This is a genomic window from Afipia felis ATCC 53690, from assembly GCF_000314735.2.
GTDB classification, from domain to species: domain Bacteria; phylum Pseudomonadota; class Alphaproteobacteria; order Rhizobiales; family Xanthobacteraceae; genus Afipia; species Afipia felis.
On the sequence record NZ_KB375270.1, the window covers coordinates 959,370 to 979,022 of the forward strand.

18 protein-coding genes, 1 tRNA gene and 1 pseudogene are annotated in these 19,653 nt (G+C 58.4%); 12 read left to right on the top strand and 8 right to left on the bottom strand.

Annotated elements, in window-relative coordinates:
- Window positions 1-139: 139 nt before the first annotated feature.
- Entirely contained in the window at window positions 140-1,066 is a 927-nt protein-coding gene (locus tag HMPREF9697_RS04625; protein WP_002716002.1) for a hypothetical protein, read from the bottom strand.
- A 170-nt stretch (window positions 1,067-1,236) separates the two neighbouring features.
- Here HMPREF9697_RS04625 and HMPREF9697_RS04630 point away from each other — a divergent pair, with 170 nt between their 5' ends.
- The 11 genes and pseudogenes from HMPREF9697_RS04630 to HMPREF9697_RS21425 form a co-directional block, all read left to right on the top strand.
- Window positions 1,237-1,677: a hypothetical protein gene (locus HMPREF9697_RS04630; protein WP_002716003.1), complete on the top strand. Its 441-nt coding sequence runs from the start codon at window positions 1,237-1,239 to the stop codon at window positions 1,675-1,677.
- A 72-nt stretch (window positions 1,678-1,749) separates the two neighbouring features.
- Window positions 1,750-2,337, top strand: coding sequence for a hypothetical protein (locus HMPREF9697_RS04635; protein ID WP_002716004.1), 588 nt, complete (start codon window positions 1,750-1,752; stop codon window positions 2,335-2,337).
- A 43-nt stretch (window positions 2,338-2,380) separates the two neighbouring features.
- Window positions 2,381-3,049 carry a hypothetical protein gene (locus HMPREF9697_RS04640; protein ID WP_002716005.1) on the top strand — a complete coding sequence of 223 codons (669 nt, stop codon included), beginning with the start codon at window positions 2,381-2,383 and terminating at the stop codon, window positions 3,047-3,049.
- A 95-nt stretch (window positions 3,050-3,144) separates the two neighbouring features.
- Window positions 3,145-4,347 carry a hypothetical protein gene (locus HMPREF9697_RS04645; RefSeq protein WP_002716006.1) on the top strand — a complete coding sequence of 401 codons (1,203 nt, stop codon included), beginning with the start codon at window positions 3,145-3,147 and terminating at the stop codon, window positions 4,345-4,347.
- A gap of 116 nt (window positions 4,348-4,463) precedes the next feature.
- Window positions 4,464-5,312, top strand: a complete 849-nt coding sequence (locus HMPREF9697_RS04650) for a hypothetical protein (protein WP_002716007.1) — start codon at window positions 4,464-4,466, stop codon at window positions 5,310-5,312.
- Window positions 5,302-5,922 carry a hypothetical protein gene (locus HMPREF9697_RS04655; RefSeq protein ID WP_002716008.1) on the top strand — a complete coding sequence of 207 codons (621 nt, stop codon included), beginning with the start codon at window positions 5,302-5,304 and terminating at the stop codon, window positions 5,920-5,922. Before HMPREF9697_RS04650 ends, HMPREF9697_RS04655 begins: the two co-directional genes overlap by 11 nt.
- Complete coding sequence (locus HMPREF9697_RS04660) at window positions 5,919-7,724, top strand: type IV secretion system DNA-binding domain-containing protein (RefSeq protein WP_002716009.1); 1,806 nt, start codon at window positions 5,919-5,921, stop codon at window positions 7,722-7,724. Before HMPREF9697_RS04655 ends, HMPREF9697_RS04660 begins: the two co-directional genes overlap by 4 nt.
- Window positions 7,725-7,795: 71 nt before the next feature.
- Window positions 7,796-10,579, top strand: coding sequence for a MobF family relaxase (mobF, locus tag HMPREF9697_RS04665; RefSeq protein ID WP_115622219.1), 2,784 nt, complete (start codon window positions 7,796-7,798; stop codon window positions 10,577-10,579).
- Window positions 10,580-10,740: 161 nt separating this feature from the next.
- Window positions 10,741-10,893, top strand: coding sequence for a hypothetical protein (locus tag HMPREF9697_RS21420; protein WP_244597873.1), 153 nt, complete (start codon window positions 10,741-10,743; stop codon window positions 10,891-10,893).
- Between the two features lie 130 nt (window positions 10,894-11,023).
- Window positions 11,024-11,566 (top strand): hypothetical protein, encoded by a 543-nt coding sequence (locus tag HMPREF9697_RS04675; protein ID WP_244469168.1) that lies wholly within the window; start codon window positions 11,024-11,026, stop codon window positions 11,564-11,566.
- A 167-nt stretch (window positions 11,567-11,733) separates the two neighbouring features.
- Window positions 11,734-12,855: pseudogene (locus HMPREF9697_RS21425) on the top strand (recombinase family protein); the annotation flags it as partial.
- 69 nt (window positions 12,856-12,924) lie between these two features.
- Here the strand turns inward: HMPREF9697_RS21425 and HMPREF9697_RS21430 are convergent.
- The 7 genes from HMPREF9697_RS21430 to epmA form a co-directional block, all read right to left on the bottom strand.
- On the bottom strand, window positions 12,925-13,278 hold the full coding sequence (locus HMPREF9697_RS21430) for a hypothetical protein (RefSeq protein WP_244469169.1): 354 nt from the start codon (window positions 13,276-13,278) through the stop codon (window positions 12,925-12,927).
- A gap of 90 nt (window positions 13,279-13,368) precedes the next feature.
- A tRNA-Glu gene (locus HMPREF9697_RS04695) sits at window positions 13,369-13,443 on the bottom strand.
- A gap of 205 nt (window positions 13,444-13,648) precedes the next feature.
- Window positions 13,649-13,942, bottom strand: a complete 294-nt coding sequence (locus tag HMPREF9697_RS04700; protein WP_002716013.1) for a hypothetical protein — start codon at window positions 13,940-13,942, stop codon at window positions 13,649-13,651.
- A 209-nt stretch (window positions 13,943-14,151) separates the two neighbouring features.
- A complete protein-coding gene (locus tag HMPREF9697_RS04705; RefSeq protein WP_002716014.1) occupies window positions 14,152-15,144 on the bottom strand; it encodes a glycosyltransferase family 2 protein in 993 nt (330 codons plus the stop codon).
- A gap of 18 nt (window positions 15,145-15,162) precedes the next feature.
- On the bottom strand, window positions 15,163-16,782 hold the full coding sequence (locus HMPREF9697_RS04710; protein WP_002716015.1) for a glycosyltransferase 87 family protein: 1,620 nt from the start codon (window positions 16,780-16,782) through the stop codon (window positions 15,163-15,165).
- Window positions 16,783-16,834: 52 nt separating this feature from the next.
- Window positions 16,835-17,893, bottom strand: coding sequence for a lysine-2,3-aminomutase-like protein (locus HMPREF9697_RS04715; RefSeq protein WP_002716016.1), 1,059 nt, complete (start codon window positions 17,891-17,893; stop codon window positions 16,835-16,837).
- A complete protein-coding gene (gene epmA, locus HMPREF9697_RS04720; protein WP_002716017.1) occupies window positions 17,890-18,927 on the bottom strand; it encodes an EF-P lysine aminoacylase EpmA in 1,038 nt (345 codons plus the stop codon). Before epmA ends, HMPREF9697_RS04715 begins: the two co-directional genes overlap by 4 nt.
- A 141-nt stretch (window positions 18,928-19,068) precedes the next feature.
- Here epmA and efp point away from each other — a divergent pair, with 141 nt between their 5' ends.
- A complete protein-coding gene (gene efp, locus HMPREF9697_RS04725; RefSeq protein ID WP_002716018.1) occupies window positions 19,069-19,635 on the top strand; it encodes an elongation factor P in 567 nt (188 codons plus the stop codon).
- Window positions 19,636-19,653: the final 18 nt, after the last annotated feature.

The following is a 19,653-nucleotide window of genomic DNA, read 5'->3' on the forward strand; positions in this document are numbered from 1 at the left end:
AACGGCGGCGGGACCCGGGACCGAGTGCCTCCGGCGAGCGGCTCAATGAAGGTTTGTTTCGCCCGCCGCGCGAAGGCCGTATCGCCAACACCTCAGTTGGAGCCTGCTAGACGATGCAGCTTCCGATACTGCGCGAGCATCAGACGTGACGGAGCAATCTTTTCAAGTCACGTTCAGCTTTGCTTTGACGGTTCGGAATAGGCGGGCCCCTTGGAGCCAACTCCGGTTTCTCGCCAACCTTTTTCGTTTCAGGATCAACCTCTACGATTCCAATATTCTGGAGCTCCAGATCTTCGCACATCGTGCGAACGAGCCATATCGGCGACCAAGGCGGCATCAGGATCCAAAAATTTCGAAAGAACGTGGACTCGGTCGCGACGCGGGTCATACGTTTGGCCGTCTCGTCTTGTGCGACATCTCCGTAAATGGAATAACAATCCACCGCATCGACGACGAGTTCATTATTCGAATCTCGAAACGCGATGACGAGATCGGGACTCGCATAGCGAAGACCTCCCGACCACCTGACCACCTTCACCTTCTCGGCTCCGGAAAATTCCGGAAGTATCGCTGCATTCGTTTGAGTGAGCAGTTCAAGGCAAAAACTTTCGAACTGTCGCGCCGCGCGCTGACCAGCAGCGATCGAAGAAGTCTGGGGCGCGCTATCCCGGATCTCGTGGAAGCGTTCTTCTAGTTCACGATAGGTGGGTATTCGGTTTGCCGTCAGACACTGCCGGATCAATTCCACCCCCTTATCCCGATCGACCTTGGAAATGCGCGCCAGTATCTCGATCTGGCTGAACGGCAACGATCGGAGCAGCTTGTCCAAATCAAATGGATAATCGAGGGCCAACTGCTCGATGGCTTTAATCGTTCGCTGCATTTTCCGGAGTTGATTGAGGCCATGACCTGTTTCCGCGGCGACGACCCTGGCCCAGGGGCGACCGTGCTCATCCATGATGCCCGCGGCTTCGAGCGCGGTGAGGGCATGAGTAACGTCGACCCAAGTGACGGCGCTCTGCTTAATGGAACTGAGAATTGAAAAGGCATCTGGCGTACTAACCATTGATTTACCTAGATTTTCTGGAACCGATCCAAACTAGTTGACGAATTGTGTACTTTCCGTATATGAATTATGTACTTTCCGTATATGAAGTCGGAACGAATTCATTTTCTTCTGGTATTCGCCCATCAGCTTCTGCGTACGATAAGTTTATACAGTAAAGGAGTATACAAATGAAGATCAAGGTCGCCGATAAGAGCGTGAAGAAAATCCAGAATGCGCTGGATCACGCTAACGGCGGGGCGCGCAAGCACACGGCGCTCCCCAGCGACATCTTCGCCCTTGCACGTAGGGCGGAAGAGTCGCTCGTCGCGAGCGGCCTGCCCGCCCGCGATCGCTCGGGGTCCGAGGTAGTCTGGCACGCGGAAGGCCCATCGACGAACGCCTACAGCTACAAGATGCTGCGCACGCGCATCACCCTGACGCGCGGCTTCGAGAACTGGTTCTTGACTGGCCTAGAGCGCATCGGTGTGTACCCACGCCAAAGCGAACTCTATCGCATTACGATCTCGTCAGCACAGCGCCACCGCATCGTGGCAGTGGCGCTCGCCATCTTCCAGGTGCGCGACAACATGGACGCCGACACCACGCCGGCCGTGGTGGAGATGGTCTAGCCGGCAACGCATCAGATCCGCGTGCTGCTCAAACTGTAGATCTCAAACTTTGCTGAGCTTCGGAAGGCTGTCATGACATTGCCTACTGCATTTTACGCCCAACCTCGTTTCGACGCATCGAGCCCGGGCTTTGAGAGACTCAAAGCCGCCACCGAACTGGTACCCGGTACGCCAGAGACTTCATTGGCGTTGGCCATCGACTACTATCAGACTGAAGCATTCAGCACGAAGGTTGAGCGGGATGAAGCCTGCGGTCCGACCGGACACGCGGACATTCGATACTTTCCAATCAGCCGCAGCGCACTCCTTCGCGCTGGCGACACTATAAATACCATTGCCTGCGGCCACGGCATCGACCATCCGCGCTTCGAACAAATATTTGCGCCGCTTTTTTCCGCCGCTCTACGCCGTCAAATGAAAGACGTCTCGCAGGCCGGCAGCAAATCGAAGGGTGTCATCGCTACAACTGCGGTGTCGATCGCACGGGTTCGTTACACGATTTCTGTCATTGGCGCCGGCGATTGGCTGAATTTTGATATGAGCGCCCTTTCCGGGTTCGAGGACGCTGAACCAGCCATCATGGACCGCACGATGGAATATCTGGATCACCGATTGAGGCTCGAACTTTCACCATCATTGATCCGCGCAAGACTCAATTGAAGCCGAGATAGCCGAACGGCGACCGATATAGAAGGAGCAGCTCATGTTTACACGGCTAATAAATGTCGCGGGCTTTGGCTTTCAGAACTCCCTCGATCAACGAGAGCTTCAGAGACGATACGATGACATCCTTCGACATCTGGATGTCAGGCGTGCGCGCCTCCAGCTTTCCAGTATCGATAATGCCGGTTTCCAGGAACTGCTGGTGCAGCTTGACGACCTGAGTATTGTCATCGGCGCTGACGCGCTCTTGCCAGTCGACGCTGCCCGAGCTCTTCCGAGATTCGGGCTGACGCTTGTTCTTCCCAAGCGACGACCGCTGATCTGGCTTAACCTATTCAAGCACACGGATGCGATAACGCTTATCGACACCGTCGCGCATGAAGCGATTCACGCAACGGTCAACCTGCTCGGACGCCATCCGCAAACCCCACAGCCGACAAACGAACTCGCCTATCACGCAGAGGAAATCGTGGCCCTGAGCGGCGCGAACTGGATTTTGAACCGGATCGGAGCTCCTGCAAACCACCAGATCGCACAGAACCTTGCCACCATCGATCACCACGCAGAGATATTGATCGGCCTTGGGCGCAGCCCGGCTTTCCTGCAGCAGAAAAGTGCGGAGGGCGTTGCCGCCGCGAAATTTCTGATGGAGCCACATTTGATTGAGGTCGCCGCCCCCACCTTGGCCGACCTAAACGCGTGTCGATAGATCAATCGCCTTCCAGGCTTTTACAGAATTCTTCGTTCCTGAAATTTCAACGGGGAGCTTAGGCCACCATGCGTGGATGAAATGCGAGGCCCTTCATGAACAATTTTCCAACCATCAGACCGGTTACCCTGCAAGCAGCGATCAGGGAGCTTAACTTCCACCCTCGCCCCTTCGTTGTTGTTAACACTGGGTGCCACACGACGGAGCATATCGAGTTCCCATCAGAGATATTTGAAAAACTGCCCGACGGATTTACCGGCGACCTCTTCGTGGCGCCGACGACCCTGGCAGAGCTCAACGGCGCCGGGCTCGCCCTCGGGCGTCGTCGGGAACAGTTTCTCGCAGGCGAATTTGTCCTCATCTTTGTCGACTTGCTGCATGGAATCCTGGAGCGCGCCCACGGCGGCCAGACCGCTGGGGACTTAGAGGAGCGCGCCCGCGATGGCCTGCGGGTAACCATGACGTTGGCGACGGAGAGGATACGGGCATGCGTCGACCTGCGGGAGCATCGCAAACTTAGCACTGAGACGCGTCGTAGTGAGATTTTTACGTGCTTCGAACCGCATCTGGCCGGGTTTAGGGCGATCAACACCTTTCGCGAGGGCCAGGAACTCATCAAGAAATGGTATCCTGGCAAGACGTCGCACCGAACGATGAAATCGGCCTATACGAGTGTTGCAACGTTGCCAGGGGCCAGACTTGGAAAAGTAGATCTTGTCGCCATCGAAAACGAGCAGATGGATCTCGTTCGCACCGCGGGCTCTGTCTATAGCAAAACGCTTGCCTTCCTCGCCGCTCAACATGAAATGTCGGACATGCTGCGCGAACTGAAAGAAAGCGCCGAATTCACGAATGCCACAGACGAAGAGCAACACGCCATGATGGCCGGACTGCTGCGTGAGAAGGGCCCGGCGCAGCACCAGACGCTCGCACATGACGAGCAACACAGCCCCTCACTTGTCCAGTTGATGCGTGCCGCGAATGGCATGAACTTCAATCCGGCATGGGTTTTCCTGAACGTGCGTGCCTACACGACCGAGCTCGATTGCGCCATGTTGCTCGGGCGAGCGGAGCGCGGCATCGGCGCGATGTTCAAGCCGGAGCAGATTGCGAGGCTCAAGCGGTTCATGGCGCTGGGCGAAATCGCCGGTGACGGCGCCAGTGCTAACGAAGAACTTCAAGCGGCAAAGACCTTGCGAGAGCATGCATTACGCGTGAGGTCGCAAGCGGGATGGGACGAGTTCTTTGCGATTGCGTCGGCTGACGGCGGGTCGCTGTGGGTAACAAAAGCGCTGTAACGACGGCCCCGCACGAATAAATCTTCGTTCCTGAAATTTTCAAGGCACCTTCGGCTTATTGAAACGGCTCCGCAGCAATCCCGACACATGCATGGTCGGGATCAAAGGAACCCCGTATGGCAAAATCTGTTCCTCTCGCTTCTGTTTCGCACGCTCCGCTCTTGATGGTGGTCGATGGTGACGTCGGCGGCGTCGGAAAGTCGACCCTCGCCACCCTAATCGCCATGTGCTGCTCGCTGGTCGATGTCGAGCTCGACGTTTTCGAGCTCGATGAGCAGGGTAAGCTTGCGCGCTTCTTAGGGCATGACAATGTTGTCAGTCTTCATGGCGCGATTCTTAATGCCGATGCCGACGGTGAGCGCGACCTGGTGCCGGTCTTTGCACCGCTTCATCGCGCACTTGTTGCCATGCCCGCCACCAAGCGCTCTGCGATCCTCGAAGTCGGAGGCGCTCTGACCGGTGTGTGGAACAGCTTCATTCGCGAGGCAGACCTGGAGGAAGATCTGGTGGCCGTAGCCATCCCCCTCGTCGTCTTTCTGGTGCTGATCGCGGGTGAAGAATCGGCGCGCCAGGTCCTGGGCCAGATCAAAGAGCTGCGCCGCACCTTGCCTTCGGCGAAACTCGTCATCGTCCGTAACGAGCGTGACGGTTGTCCGGTCACCGAGGCCAAGGAGCTGCCGGCGGATTTGCGCAAAGCTCTGGAGCAGACGCTTAAGCTCTATCCGTCGATCCGCATGCCCAGACTGCGCCTGAAATCGCGCCGGATTTATGAAAAGTTGGGATTGCCGCCATCGACTATTATTGCCTGGCACCGCGAGCACTATCGCGAGGCCATCGCCCGGACGGGCCGGCCGCTGCTTGAAGCCAAGCGACTGGTCAAAGACATCGCTGCCTGGTCGGAAAGCGTGCGCTCCGAACTCGTCGGCCTGTTGCCGTTTCTGGGAGGCGGTGACCGTGACGCGTAAGCTCAATGAATTCTTGAAAGACGTGGAAAGCGCGACGGCCAAGGCGAATGCCGCCGATGCCAAGGTGGTCGAGAAGTTGAAGACGCTCTCGGCGGAGGATTTTGCTCGCCTGCCACGGCCACTCCTGAACAATCTCTCCAACCGGCAATATCGGGAGATCGTTCACTCGATCGCGCCTACCGTCACGCTGAAACGAGAGCCGGCGCTGGTCCACTCCAACCGATCAGGCAGGAAACATCATTCGTTCAGCACCTGGTTTCCACGGTCGGCGACCGCGGCGAGCCTTGCAATTGTGGCAGGTCTTCTGGTTCTGATCGTTGGTGTCGGCGCAGGGCCAATGTTGGAATGGTGGTCGTATGGCAAGCCGCTGAACCGCGCTGCCTCAACCGCAGAATGGCCGCGTTGTCCGAGCCTGACGAGATGGACCGACGGCTGCGTCTATCGCGTTGTCAAAGGGCTGGACTGGGCCGAGGCAGCCTACGATCTCGCGCTTCCCGAGAGCTATTTGCGGAAGCTGAACCACCATATTCCATCGCAAGTCATTCCTGCCCAGTCCGACCTGATCGTCTGGCGCGCGCGATTTGCACTGCAAACGGAGCGCGTTCGATGAAGCTGGCAAAATATGAGCGGCGTTCGCCCCTTGAAGCAACACGTATCACGATCGCCGTGAGCATTCTGATCGGAACGATAGCCTGCATAGTCACGATGGAACTCGCTCCTCTTGTGATCTGGGTGGACGATCACACTCAGTTCATGACTGCAACATGGTTGGCGCAGGGGTGGCAGGATTACTTCCGAACCGCCTTCAGCGCGATGTCGAGGTCTGACGACATTGTTGCCACGATGAGCACGACCCTTGTTGCATCTTTAGTCGCCACAGCTCAATGGACCTCAGATAATTTTGTGATGATGGCTTTGGGGCGAGTGCTGGCTGTAGCGCTGACAGCAGTTATCGCTGCTGCATCGATATCGTACGCTATGATGATCTCGAATGCGCCGGTCGTCGATACCAGAGAGCATGTTGACGGTATGCGCCTATTGCGGGGTAAAGAAGGTCTCGGTCATCTGCGTGCTATCACGGGAAACGAATCCGGCAAACAGCCAGCGGGACTTGAGATCGCGCCCGGTGTTTCGTTGGCGAAACTGCGCGAAATCCGTGGCACATTGATCTTGGGTGCGATCGGCAGCGGCAAAACCCGCATCCTCCTTTATATTCTGGATCGTGTCCTCGATGCAATCAAGACCAAACCTCAGCGCCGAATTCGCTTGTTGGTCCACGACACGACAGGCGAGTTGCTGGACGGATTGCCGCTTGAAGACAATCAATTCGCGGCCCTGCATGGCGCACGCCCGGGCGGTTGGGCCTGGGCGATCGGCCGTGATGTTTTGACTGCTTCTGATGCCGAGTCAGTGGCAGATGCGATGGCGCCGAAAACCGGCGACATGTGGGGCGCCGGCGCTTCGATCTTTCTCGCTGCCGCGCAAATCAAATGCCAGCACGAGCACAACACGTCCTGGGGAATAGCGGAGTTCTACGACAATTTGTTGGAAGACCCGATTACGCTGAAACCATTGTACGAAAGGATTTACCCGGTCGCGGCCTCGCTGATCGAAATAGATCCTGTCACCGGCGCACTGTCGAAGACGACGGTATCGTTCTTGCTCACGTTTCGAGCAGCGGTTTTGCGCTACCTGCGGCCACTTGCCGAAAACTGGCGGGACGTTCCAGGCGAAAGACAATTCTCCTTCATTGAATGGCTGGAGGGCTCCAATCCGGCGTATCCCGCAGTGGTCGTGCTACAGCGCGCGGGAAAATATCCGCAAATGTCGGCCGCCTGGATTGGTGCCGTCGTCGACACCATCGCGGGGCACGTCAATGACGCCTCCTTCTCGAACTCACAAGATCGGCGCGTTCTCCTCGCTCTTGAGGAATTGGCGACGCTCGGCAAATTGAAAAATTTCAGCACCCTGCTGGACACCGGCAGGAACAAAGGCATCGGCGTGTTCGCGTCTGTCCAAGAACCCGAGCAGCTCGCGATTCACTACGGTAACGAGGAAGCGAAGACCATTCTTAAACGCTTCCGAACGAAAATCATCTGTCAGCAGGTTCTGGATGCGGACACCGACGATTTTTCGATAGCTCATATCGGCAAGCGAACCGTCATCGAGACGACTGAAACAAAATCCGCCACAACAGTTAAAGGCGTTACGACGACCGCGGTCACGCGCAACGAAACCAATAAGGAAGTTCCGAGCATTCGCGGAGAACGCCTTGCCTACGATCTCGGAGTGCATGGCGACCGGATAAGGGCGATTATCGCAGGCATGGAGGATCCCGTCGAAGCCGAATGGCCGCTGACAATCTGGCCGCGCCGACGCAATCTTCCTGTCGGCAAGCCTGGAAGCGGCTGAACGGGGACGTTCGCAGGGGGATTCTCGCGAAAATCTTCGTTCCTGAAATTTGCAAGCCAGTTCGGACGTAATTGGAAGGCCTCATTATCGAGGTTTTCATGGTCACGCGCCCGAACAAGGTCTTCTCCGCGACGTACTTTACCCAGGAGCTGGAGTCCGCGCGGTATTTTCTCGCGGATTCCAACCTCAGCGCCTTCTGGCTGACGGGCGACGCGCGGTTTGGCGTACAAGCAGGCGCTGCTCTCAATCCCACTCACTTCGAGCGGCTGTTCGAGGGCCGCGACGAGAGCGGTCAGTCGCTGCTGCTGCAAAATACGGGGCTGAGGAAGCGCATCAGCGCCTACGAACTCTCGGTCGGCGTCTCCAAATCGGTTTCAGCCGCGTGGGCATTGGCGTCCCCGCAAGACCGTGCGGCAATCGAGCAGGCCTTTTGCAAATCGCTGAACGCGGTGTCGGATCACGTTTGCCGCAACTCCTTCACGCGGCTTGGCCATAACGGCAAGGTCTTCACGCCGGTGCAGCCGAACATCGCGTGCTTCATTCAACCTGACACGCGCCCGGTTCTGCAAGCCGACGGCGCGGTGGCGATACAGCCTCAGTTGCATGCACATTTAATTTTGCCAAACTTGGTGGCGATCCAGCCCCACGAATTGACTCTATCGGAGCGAAATCGCGCGCCACACGCTCAGGGCGATACGGGCAAGATTCCGTTGCGCTACCTAACTCGCTCGTTGGACGGCCAGCCGCTCTATCACGGCGCCAAGTCATGGGGAGCAATTCAGCACTTGGCCTGCGCGACTGAATTGCAAAAGCTTGGTTACTGCATCGGTGACATCGGGCCCAACGGCACCTTCGAGATCGTGCCACCATCGCACGAACGGGATGCCGACGAGCGCTTACGACACTTCTGGAGTGCACGCCGTAAGGAAATCGAAAACGAGCTCTCCGAAGCAGGTTTGACCACGGCGGAATCGCCTGAGCTCGCCGCAAGGGCCGCCGTTAAAACCCGACGCGCCAAGGTCGCCACCTCGGAAGATACATTCGCTCGCTGGCGTCGCGAAGCGGAAACGCTTGGCGTCAATGTCGAGCGATATACCGAATATCGTCGTGAACTGGAGATGCCGTCACCCACTCTCCATGATTCCGCAATTGCTATCCGAATGGCGGATATCCCACGGCGACTGACGGAATTCGAGGCGACATTCGATCACCACGACCTCATCCGGGAGGTGGCGTCCGCCCTCATCGGCACTGGCGTGGAAGTCTCACGCGTCGACGAAGAAATAGCGAAACTCTCCGAGAGTGGTGCGATTGTTGAGATCGGACGGACCGAACGGGAACGCATCTTCTCCACGCAGGAAATGATCCACTTGGAACGCGAAGTGGTCGAGGCATCCGGCCGCCTTGCGATAAAACCATGGCATCCCATCGATCGCGCTCGGCTGGTGGATTTCTGTTTGTCGGCAAATCTTTCAGACGAGCAGACGGCGGCCGTGCTCGGCGTCGCCAACCGCCGTTCGATCGACTTCATCGAAGGCCGCGCCGGGACCGGCAAGACCACAACCCTGCAGCCACTATGCCGCGCACTTGAGAAAAATTTCCGAATTATCGCAACGGGGGTAAGTTGGCGCACGGCGCGCATGCTTGAAGATGAACTGTCCGGTCCTGACCCACGTTCGCATGTTGAGGCCAGGGCTCTCGATTCCTGGCTGGCGTTAGACAAAGCCGGTGGCCACTTCTGCGATGGACGCACGCTCCTCCTGGTGGACGAAAGTTCGCAGATTGGCGTTCGCGCCATGCACAACCTGCTGACTGAGGTCGAACGCTCGGGAGCTTGCGCTTTATTTTTGGGCGACCGCGCTCAAACATTAGCTGTGTCGGCTGGGTCAGGCATCGAGCTTGTCGCCCGCACCGTTGAGGCTGCGGAAATCTCGAAAGTAGTTCGCCAGAGCGACCCGCAACTGCGCCTGGTAGTCGAACAGCTGGCGAGGGGTGATGTCGTCACCGCGTTGGAAACGATGGCCGACCGCGACTGCATCATCGAGGCAGACGGTCAGGCTGCGACCGTCAAAACAGCGGTCGACAATCTCTTCGCACGGCGCGCCGCCACCCCTGAAAAATCGCACCTGTTAATCTGCAAATCCAACGCCATGCGCCTCGCGCTCGATTCGGAAGTTCGCCGTCGCCTGCGCGCCGAAGGCCTCTTAACCGGAGAAGACGTTAGAATTGATGCCGTAACCCCCTCCGGACGGGCCTACCGCCTGTCGCTGGCCAAAGGTGACCGAATCCGTTTCGGCATCCGTTGCGACATCTCCGATCATCGTGTGATCAACGGCACGATCGGAAAAATCAGCGACATCGTCGCGGAGGAGGACGGCCACGCGCTGATCGCGGCAGACGTCGATGGACACGAATTGCTTTTTTCGTCGCGCGAAGTCGTGGATGACCGCGGGCGGATCCGACTCGCGACCGACTACGCCAGCACCATCTGGTCGTCCCAGGGGCTTACCAGCCATTCCGCGACCATCGTCACCGACGCCGCTTTCGACCGTAGAGACATCTATGTAGCCCTCAGCCGAGCGAAGCAGCAATCGACCCTTTGCGTCGATTCGCGCGCCCTGAATTTTGCCATCCGCGCGGAAACCGGTTTCGATCGGTCTGCAGAGGACATCACGGTCGAAGAACGGCGCGAGCATCTGGTGCGGCAGATGTCACGTTGGCGTACAAAAACGTCGACGCTTGACTTTGTATCAGATCGCTCCGCCTTGGAGAGCAAGGAGCACCTTCGAGACGGACGAGCGGCCACCAGCCGACGCGCACGCGGCCTCCAAGCTGAGGCGGAGGCTGGTCTGTGAGATCCGCTTTACCATCGTCACGGCGCAGCGAGCCAGCTCAACGGAGCTTGGCCGTGGCTAGGGCAGAAAGCGCCCACCAGCTGCGAGGCAAGCCTTGCGCGACCGACCCGGCTCAGCCCGAGTGCGGCCCGATCGCGGGCGGCACAATCGATGAGCCGAGCGTGCTCGACGATCTGCCCGAGGTGATTCCAGTTACCGGGCCGGAGTTGGATGTCATCGAAGCCTACCTCGGCAACCTCATCGACCAGTTTCTTCTGGACGCCGCCTCCGACGCTTCTATCTCCACTGGGGTCCCTGCCCTAGATCGCGACTAGTCACGCCATGTGCCCGCCTGACCGCGCAAACGAAGAACCCGACGAGCGTGACGCCAGCGAAGGATCTGGTAGCAGCACTAACGCTGCCCAAGAGAAGAATAACGTCGTAGGCCCACTGACGGACGAGGAGATGCAGATCGGCGGCATGGATCGCGTCGTAGCCTACATCCGAACGAAACGGTCGAAAGAAGCACTGCGGAAGGAAAAGCAGCGAAAAAAGCAGCACGCCAACGGCACACGCCAAATTAACCTCGACGTTCCTAACAACGACCGTTCGCGCGCCACCATGCGGCGCGCTGCAATCGCGATCAAAGACGAGGTGTCGCACCAGGCTCTCGAAGTGCTGCTGGCAAACGAACGACTCCGCCCGCTGATTGTCGGCCTCGCCGCTCGTCCCGAGCTTCACGAAATAGTCGACCTTATCCAGCAGCGACCGGCAACACCAAATTCGCTGAACGCCGCGAGACTCGTTATCACTGATCCAGCCATTGCCGAACTGGTAGATAGGGCGACTACGACTAGCCGCGTCCGAGAGGCCTTAGAATTGGCCGCCGCCAATCCGGAGTTTGTGTTTTTCGGTCGCAACGCCGCCACTGGGCGTAGCCTCTGCGCACGACTGGCTCGGCTCCTGCTTAGGATTCGCAAAGTTCGCCACGTCGAGAACGCCCCGTAACCCTATGCTGAAACGGTGAAGCCTATTCGGGGCGGAGGCGCGCGCAGCAACGCTCAGGAAGAATCCTCAAGCGACAGCGAAAATCGATTAACCGCCTGGAAAATAAGGCTTTGCGGTGGCGTCCCGAACTGCAAGACTCGTCCCAATTCTTTGAAACTGGAAAGCGTATGAGCAACCGTAAGCGCCAAGCAAAACCTATCCCTGGGGCCAACAGGACCCGCGTCGCTCTGTACCTGCGCGTCTCAACGGATCGACAGCGGCAGCACGACCTGTCGATCCCGGATCAACGCACGCAAATTTTGTCTTGGTGCAAAACCCAGGGCAATGAGGCGGTCGCGGAATTCGTCGAGGCCACGACCGGGACCGACGACAAACGACCGGTATTCCAGCAAATGATCGAACGGGCCTGCGATGGCGACAATGCGTTCGATGTCATCGCCGTGCATAGCTATAGCCGGTTCTTTCGCGACGCGTTCGGCCAGGAGTTTTATCTCCGCAAGCTCGCCAAACAGGGCGTCAAGCTGGTTTCGATTACGCAGCCCCTCGGCGACGAGGATGACCCGGCGCAGGCGATGATGCGGAAGGTCATTGCGCTGTTCGATGAATATCAATCCAAAGAGAACGCAAAACACGTACTGCGCAATATGAAACTCAACGCTCAGCAGGGTTTCTGGAACGGTTCGCCCGTCCCTCTTGGCTATGTCCTCGTCGAGGTCGAGAAGCGCGGCACCAAGATCAAGAAGACCCTGGCCATCGACCCCGTCGATGCCGAAACTATCCAGCTCATTTTCAAGCTCTATCTCCGTGGCGACGGCACGTCGGGCGCGCTTGGCGTCAAAGAAGTCGTGAAATGGCTCAACAGCCGCGGCTATCGCACGCGCAAGAGCAAAACGTTTGGCGTTGGCACCATCTACAAGATCCTCACCAACACGACCTATAAGGGTGAGTGGAAATTCAACCGGATGTCGTCCCGCACCGGCAAATGGAAGCCTGAGGAAGAGGTCGTCACGTCAGCGGTTCCCGCGATCATCGAACCTCATCTGTTTGAGCAGGTCCAACGCCAGCTTCATGCCCGCAGCCCCAAGGTCGCCGCGCCGCGCGCGACAACCGGACCGATCCTGCTCACCGGTCTCGCCGTATGCGCAACCTGCAATGGAGGAATGACGCTGCGGACCGGCACTTCGAAAACCGGTGCCGTCCATCGTTACTATACGTGCTCGACCTGCGCCCGAAAGGGCAAGACGGTCTGCAAAGGCCGGTCGATACCTATGGACAAGCTCGACAATCTCGTCACCACCCACATGACCGAACGACTGTTTCAGCCGGAGCGTCTGGCCGTGATCTTGTCCTCGCTGGCATCACGGCGCTCGGAAAAGGCAGACGCTGTCAATGCCCGTGTCATCGCTTTGCAGCGCGAGGTCGCCGACGCCGACGACAAGCTCAAGCGGCTCTATCGGCTGGTCGAGGACGGCATGACCGAAATGGACGACGTCCTCAAGGATCGCCTGAACACCCTGAAGGCCGATCGGGACCGCGCCAAGGCGGCGCTCGAGCGCGCCAAATCGCATTCGTCGCAAGCCATCCGGATCGACCCCGCATTGCTTGAGCAGTTCGGTCGCACCATGCGGGAGAACATCACCTCCGGATCGATTCCATTCCGCAAGGCCTATCTGCAGTCCCTCATCGACGTGGTCGAGGTCGACGATGCCCAAATCCGGATCAAAGGCAGCAAAGACGTGCTTGAAAGGGCGGTCCTGGCCGGCCGAAATGGGACCGTACCGGGTTCGCAGATGAGTACTGAGTGGCGCTCCCTAGCGGAATCGAACCGCTCTCTCCACCGTGAAAGGGTGGCGTCCTAACCGATAGACGAAGGGAGCGAATCCGGCTGCTTTCGCGCCAGGCGCGCAAGCGGCAGGTGTTCGCGAGGAAATTCGTACAGGATCAACAGGTTAGGAGGTCGATGCCTGCGGCTTTCCCAAGGCCGGAACAGCGCTCCGGCTCAAGGCTGGGAACGTATAATGGCGTTTCGCGGCAGCGGCAAGCACCCATCTCGGTCTTATCGTCAGACCGGTGGATTCCGTCTCAGCAGCCGCGGCAGATGCTCTTGATCTTGCGATCCAGCGCCTTTTCTTCCGGCGTCGCCTGATAGGGCTGCTCGCCAGCCGACAGGTCGCGGCGGGGTTGCAGATGCCCGACCGGCGCTTGCATGGGCGAGCCTGAGCCCAGCGAAGGCGGAACGGTGGGATTGGCGGGGGCGTTGAGGCCGCCCCCTGCTCCGGCACGTCCGCTTTGCGCAAACGCAGCCGGTGCCACCGTCAAAGCCACGGTCATCGCAAGCACCGATATCGATCCGATTGCTTTCACCGATGTCCGCATGACGACTCCTCTTTTGTATGATCCGTACCCAGCGATGCTACGCCAGAGGATAAGAGTGCACATCACCACAATAGTCCACAAGCCGTCTTGGTTGCATCCCCTCGCCGTCACGTTGCTGCGACAGATAGGCTGGTCCCACAGGAATCTTGCCTCAGCCGCCCGGCATATCGGAGGCATTATCCAGGATGCGATGGAAATCGCTATTTCTATTATTGCGCGGCGGATCGTTCGCCACTTTTAGCCGGCATCAACGACCGGATGGGAGGAATGGCCAGATAGGCAAGGCGCTTCATTTCATGACGCCCTGTCGAGCTCATATCGAGAATGAGACCTGAAAAGACGCTCAGCATTCCCATCAGGGCCAATCCCACGATCAAAACGGCCGTAGGCAAACGCGGCACGAATCCTGTTTCAACGTAAGTGTAAAACAGCGGAATACTCAAGACGAAGGCAATGATCTCCAGAACGGCCCCGGCTATTCCAAAAAACATCAACGGCCGTTCGTTGCGTACGAGATTGGCGATGAGACGCAGAATACGCCAGCCGTCCCGATAAGTCCGCAGCTTGCTGAAAGAGCCTACTGGCCGCTCCTGATAAGCGGTCGGCATCTCCGCACACGGCATCCGAAGGCTGAGTGCGTGAACCGTAAGTTCGGTTTCGATTTCGAAACCCCGCGACATCGCAGGAAAGGATTTCACAAACCTTCGAGAAAAGACCTTGTAGCCTGACAGCATGTCGGAAAACTGGCGGCCAAAAAAACACCGTACCAGAGAAGTCAGCATGCGATTGCCAAACCTGTGGCCCGATCGGTAGGCTCCCTGCAATTCGGTAACGCGCGCTCCGTTAAAGAAATCCAGGTTATCAGTGATCATCCGCTCGACCATGGCCGGCGCGGCGCCCGGATCATACGTCGCATCGCCGTCCACCAGGATGTAGACGTCGGCATCGACATCGGCGAACAACCGCCGCATCGCATGCCCTTTCCCCTGCCTGGTTTCCACGATCACGACGGCACCGCTTTCGCTGGCGCATTGGGCCGTCCGATCAGTCGAGTTGTTATCGCAGACATAGAATGCAGCGGCGGGCAATGCTTCCCGGAAACCTGCAACAGTGGAGGCTATCGTCAGTTCTTCATTATAACAGGGAATGATGACTGCGACACGGTACGACGCGCAATGCGACGACTGAATAGCGATGTCCACTGCGCACTCCACGATCGTTCAAGCTCCAGAGCGGTTACTTATGAGCGAGGAGACCTTATCCTCGACAAGACGGCAAGTAATCAACACGCCCATCTTGGTCGGAATCTTCAGGCAATCGTCTGATTCAATCCGTAGGCCAAATTTTTGCAAATGCAAAACAGACCCCTTTGTGTCGTAGTTCAAAGGCGTCAGAGTGCGGATGTCCCCTTTATGCTGCATCAGCTTCGCAGCGATGGCGCGACCAATCCCCGTTGTCGTGGTAATCGGCATATTTCCTTCAATCCTGACAAAAACATCGGATGCAGGAAGATACGGGATGACATAGGCCATCGGATCTCCCGACAGCATCACAAAAAAAGTATTTCCGCCTTTGAGTTCGTCGGCAACGCTGACATCAAACCAGTCGTGCGTGAAGGGCACCCGCCTCCAATTCGCACGAGACGTCGTTAGCGAGATCGCCAGCACCGCCATCGCTGAACAGGCAAGCAATACGCGGCGATTCCGAACGACAAATGACAGCAGCATAATCAAAAGCAGCGGCGCCAGCATCTCCAGCACGACAGCATAACGCTGGATACTGAACGCCCTAAGCCAGACCACAAAGCCGACAAGGCAGAAGACCAGCAGGAAGGCGCGAGGTCGTCGATCGAAAGTCTGCGGTCGTATACTTTCCCCCGAAGCGCGGCGATCCCAAAGCAACATCGCGACCACGGGCAACAGAAACAGGATCAGGGTAAAGCGCAGATCGGCAAACGGCACTTCGGTCGTGGGGTGCAGCCCTAACGGCCATTTCCAGAAATAGCTCAGCGCATCGGCGAATCCATGCGGTTTGAACCGGTCATCGGAAATCGGTTGCAGACCATAGAACGGCGATTTGAAGAGGTGATTGAAAAACGGAAAAACCGGATTGTCATACATGCGGAAAATATAAAAATTCCACACGCCTCCTAACGGGAGGTAGGACAAACAGGCGCCAAGACCTGTCGCAAACATGGCTCGCATCGAGCGCCAACGCTCGACGAACAGCGTTGCGAAGAACCATGCAATCAGGAAGCAGCCATTGGTCAGCTTCAATGCCAGCGCAACACCGATCAGCAAGCCCGATATGAAATAGGCGAGCGTTCCAAAACGACCGAAAAACAGCGTTGCCAGTGCAGCTAAAATAAACGCGGCAATGATCCCGTCCGCCAGCGTGGCCCCAAGTTCGGACAGAAACATCGGGGACATGAAAGCCCCGATAGCTGCAATAGCCGCCATCGCCCAAGCGCTTTTCGTGCTTTGCTCGGAAGACAGAGCCAATCGAGCGATGACAAAAACGAGAACGACGGAAACAGCCGAAAGCGCCGCCAAAATCCCGGAGGCGATTTGGGGCGAAGCCGACGAGATCAATAAATAGACGAGGACCGAGGGGAGCGGGTTGAGCCAGGTTTGAATTTGACTCGCTGCAACGTCGATCGCAAAGCGACCGTGCAGCAGCGCATAACCGCTATAATAGTGGTAATTGAGAAGGTCCCAGTTTGCGTCCTGCCCTTCTTTTAAGCCGACTCCAACGCAAAGTACGACAGCAACAACCGCAACGATCGTAATTTCCAGCCGGCCGACGTGGGTTTTGCTGCGGTTTGTCGTATCGGCGATCACGAAAGCTCTCGTTGGGCGCGTGGGTGCAGTGCAATCATAAAAGATCGAAACGCTATTCCGGCGGATAGACGTGGACTTCACCACAGTAATCCACGAGTCGCCTTCGTTGCATAGGTCCGTCACGCTCGGAGGACAGATAGGTCGGCCCCACAGGAATCTTGCCGTAGCCGCCCGGGATGTCGAGCACGTAGTCAGGCTGACACAAGCCCGAGACGTGCCCGCGCAATCGACGCATCAGTGCCTCGCCCTCCTCCAGAGTGGTCCGCAGATGCGCCGTGCCGGGTGCGAGGTCACCGTGATGCAGGTAATAGGGTTTGATCCGGCATTCGACGAAGGCACGCATCAAGGCCGTCAAGGTCTGCGCATCGTCGTTGACGCCGCGCAACAACACCGACTGGCTGACCATCGGGATGCCGCGATCGATCAGTCGTGCACAGGCTTCCCGCGCAGCAGGCGTCAGTTCGCGCGGATGATTGGCATGCAACGCCACCCATATCGTGACATCGTGGTGACGCAGCGCTTCCGCGACCTCGTCCGTCACCCGCGCCGGATCGGCAACCGGCACGCGGGTGTGGAAGCGTATGATCCTGACATGCGGAATGGCGGCAAGGTCATCCACAATTTCCTTCAGCCGCCGTGCCGATAACATCAAGGGGTCGCCGCCGGTGAGAATGACTTCCCAGATTTCCGGGTGCGCGCGGATGTAATCGATGGCCGTCGCATAGGCCTTTTCCGAAAGCGACGTTTCCTTGCCCGGCCCGACCATCTCGCGGCGGAAACAGAATCGGCAATAGACCGCGCAGACGTGCACGAGCTTGAGCAACACGCGGTCGGGATAGCGATGCACGACCCCCTCGACCGGCGAGCGGGCGTCGTCACCGATCGGATCGGCACGCTCGACGGGCTGCGTTTGCAATTCCTGCGTGCTCGGCACGTACTGCTTCGCAATAGGGTCATTGGGATCGCTGGGGTCGATCAACTCCGCAACGGCGGGGGTGATGGCAATGGCGTAGCGCGCCGCCACAGCTTCCAACGCGGGCACAGCTTCGCGCGAGATCAGATCGTGGTCGGCGAGTTCGGATGGCCGCCGCAGCGTGTTGGCGGGTTTCATGACGGAGCCCATACGACCTGTTCGAGTCGCGTCGCGCCGCTCGCCAGCATCACCAGCCGGTCGAAACCAAGCGCCACGCCGGAGGCAGGCGGCATCTGCGTGAGCGCGGTGAGAAAGTCCTCGTCGAGCGGATAGCGCTCGCCATAACGCCTTTCCTTCTCGTCCATGGCGGACATGAACCGGCGGCGTTGCTCGGCTGCATCGGTCAATTCACCGAAGCCGTTGGCAAGTTCGACCCCGCAGCCGTAAATCTCGAACCGCTCCGCAACGCGCGGGTCGCCAACCTTGGAGCGCGCCAGTGCTGCTTCCGGCGAAGGATACTCGTGCAAAATCGTCAGCGCGCCCTCGCCGAGTCGCGGCTCGACATGCTCGGTCAAGATCTTGCTGAAGATGTCCGACCAGTCGTCATCCGCGCTGATCTGGGTTTTACCGGACGCCTGTGCCGCCAACGCATCGCGATTGCCGTGCGCGCCTTCGATCGTCGCCAGAAGATCGATGCCGGCGAAACGCTCGAACGCCTCCGCAACCGTCAGCCGCTGGGGCGGTTTGAGCGGATCGAGCGTCTTCCCACGGAATGAAAACCGCTTTGTGCCCGCCGCCTCGGCCGCCTGCGCAATGACGGCGATGCAATCCCCCATGACGGCCTCATAAGGCGCGTTCGCCCTGTACCATTCCAGCATGGTGAATTCGGTCAAATGCAGAGAGCTGTCCTCGCGGCCGCGAAACACTTTCGCGAACTCGACGATCTTCGCCTCCCCCGCCGCCAATAGCTTCTTGCAGGCGAATTCCGGTGAGGTGCGCAGATAGCACGCCACATCTCCGTTCCCGCCCGGCAGATCGGCCCGCAGGGCATGTAAATGGGTCTCATTGCCGGGAGAGACCTGTAAAATCCCGGTCTCGACCTCGACAAAGCCCTGTGCCGCGAACCAGCCCCGGACGGCCCGGGTGATTCCCGCGCGCTGGCGCAGGAACGGCTGACGGTCCCTGTGGCGGTCCTTGTCCCACCAGGGCGAGGTTTGAGGGGGAACCGGCATCAGCAAAATCGGCTCTCGGGGCTATCCTTGGGGCTGGCGTCAGCGGGACAAATCAGTATGTTGCGGCCCGAAACCGCCCCAAACGCCGTTTGTGCCCCTTCGCGGGCCCGCAGTCGGCCCCTCAGATTAGGAAATTGATCCGTGAGAGTCATCGCAAGCTCGATCCGCAAAGGCAATATCATCGAACAGGACGGCAAGCTATATGTGGTCCTGAGCGCCGAGAACATCCATCCCGGCAAGGGCACGCCGGTCAGCCAGATCGAAATGCGCCGGATCAGCGACGGGGTAAAGATCTCCGAGCGCTACAAGACCACCGATCAGGTCGAGCGCGCCCATGTTGAGGACCACGATTACAACTTCCTCTACGCGGACGATGACGGCTTCCATTTCATGAACAACGAGAGCTTCGAGCAACTCATGGTGCCGAAGGATGTCGTCGGCTCCTCCGCGCCGTATCTCTCCGAGAACCTCACCGTAAAGCTCGCGATCCATGAAGGCGTCGCGGTGGCGATCACCCTGCCCCAGCGCATCACGCTCGAGGTCGTCGAGACCGAGCCTGTCACCAAGGGACAGACCGCGTCGTCGTCCTATAAGCCCGCCGTGCTGTCGAACGGCGTGCGTTCCGCCGTACCGCCGCACATCGGCATCGGCACCCGCATCGTGGTGATGACGGAAGACGGCTCCTACGTCGAACGCGCGAAGGACTAAACTCGACTTCGACTCGAT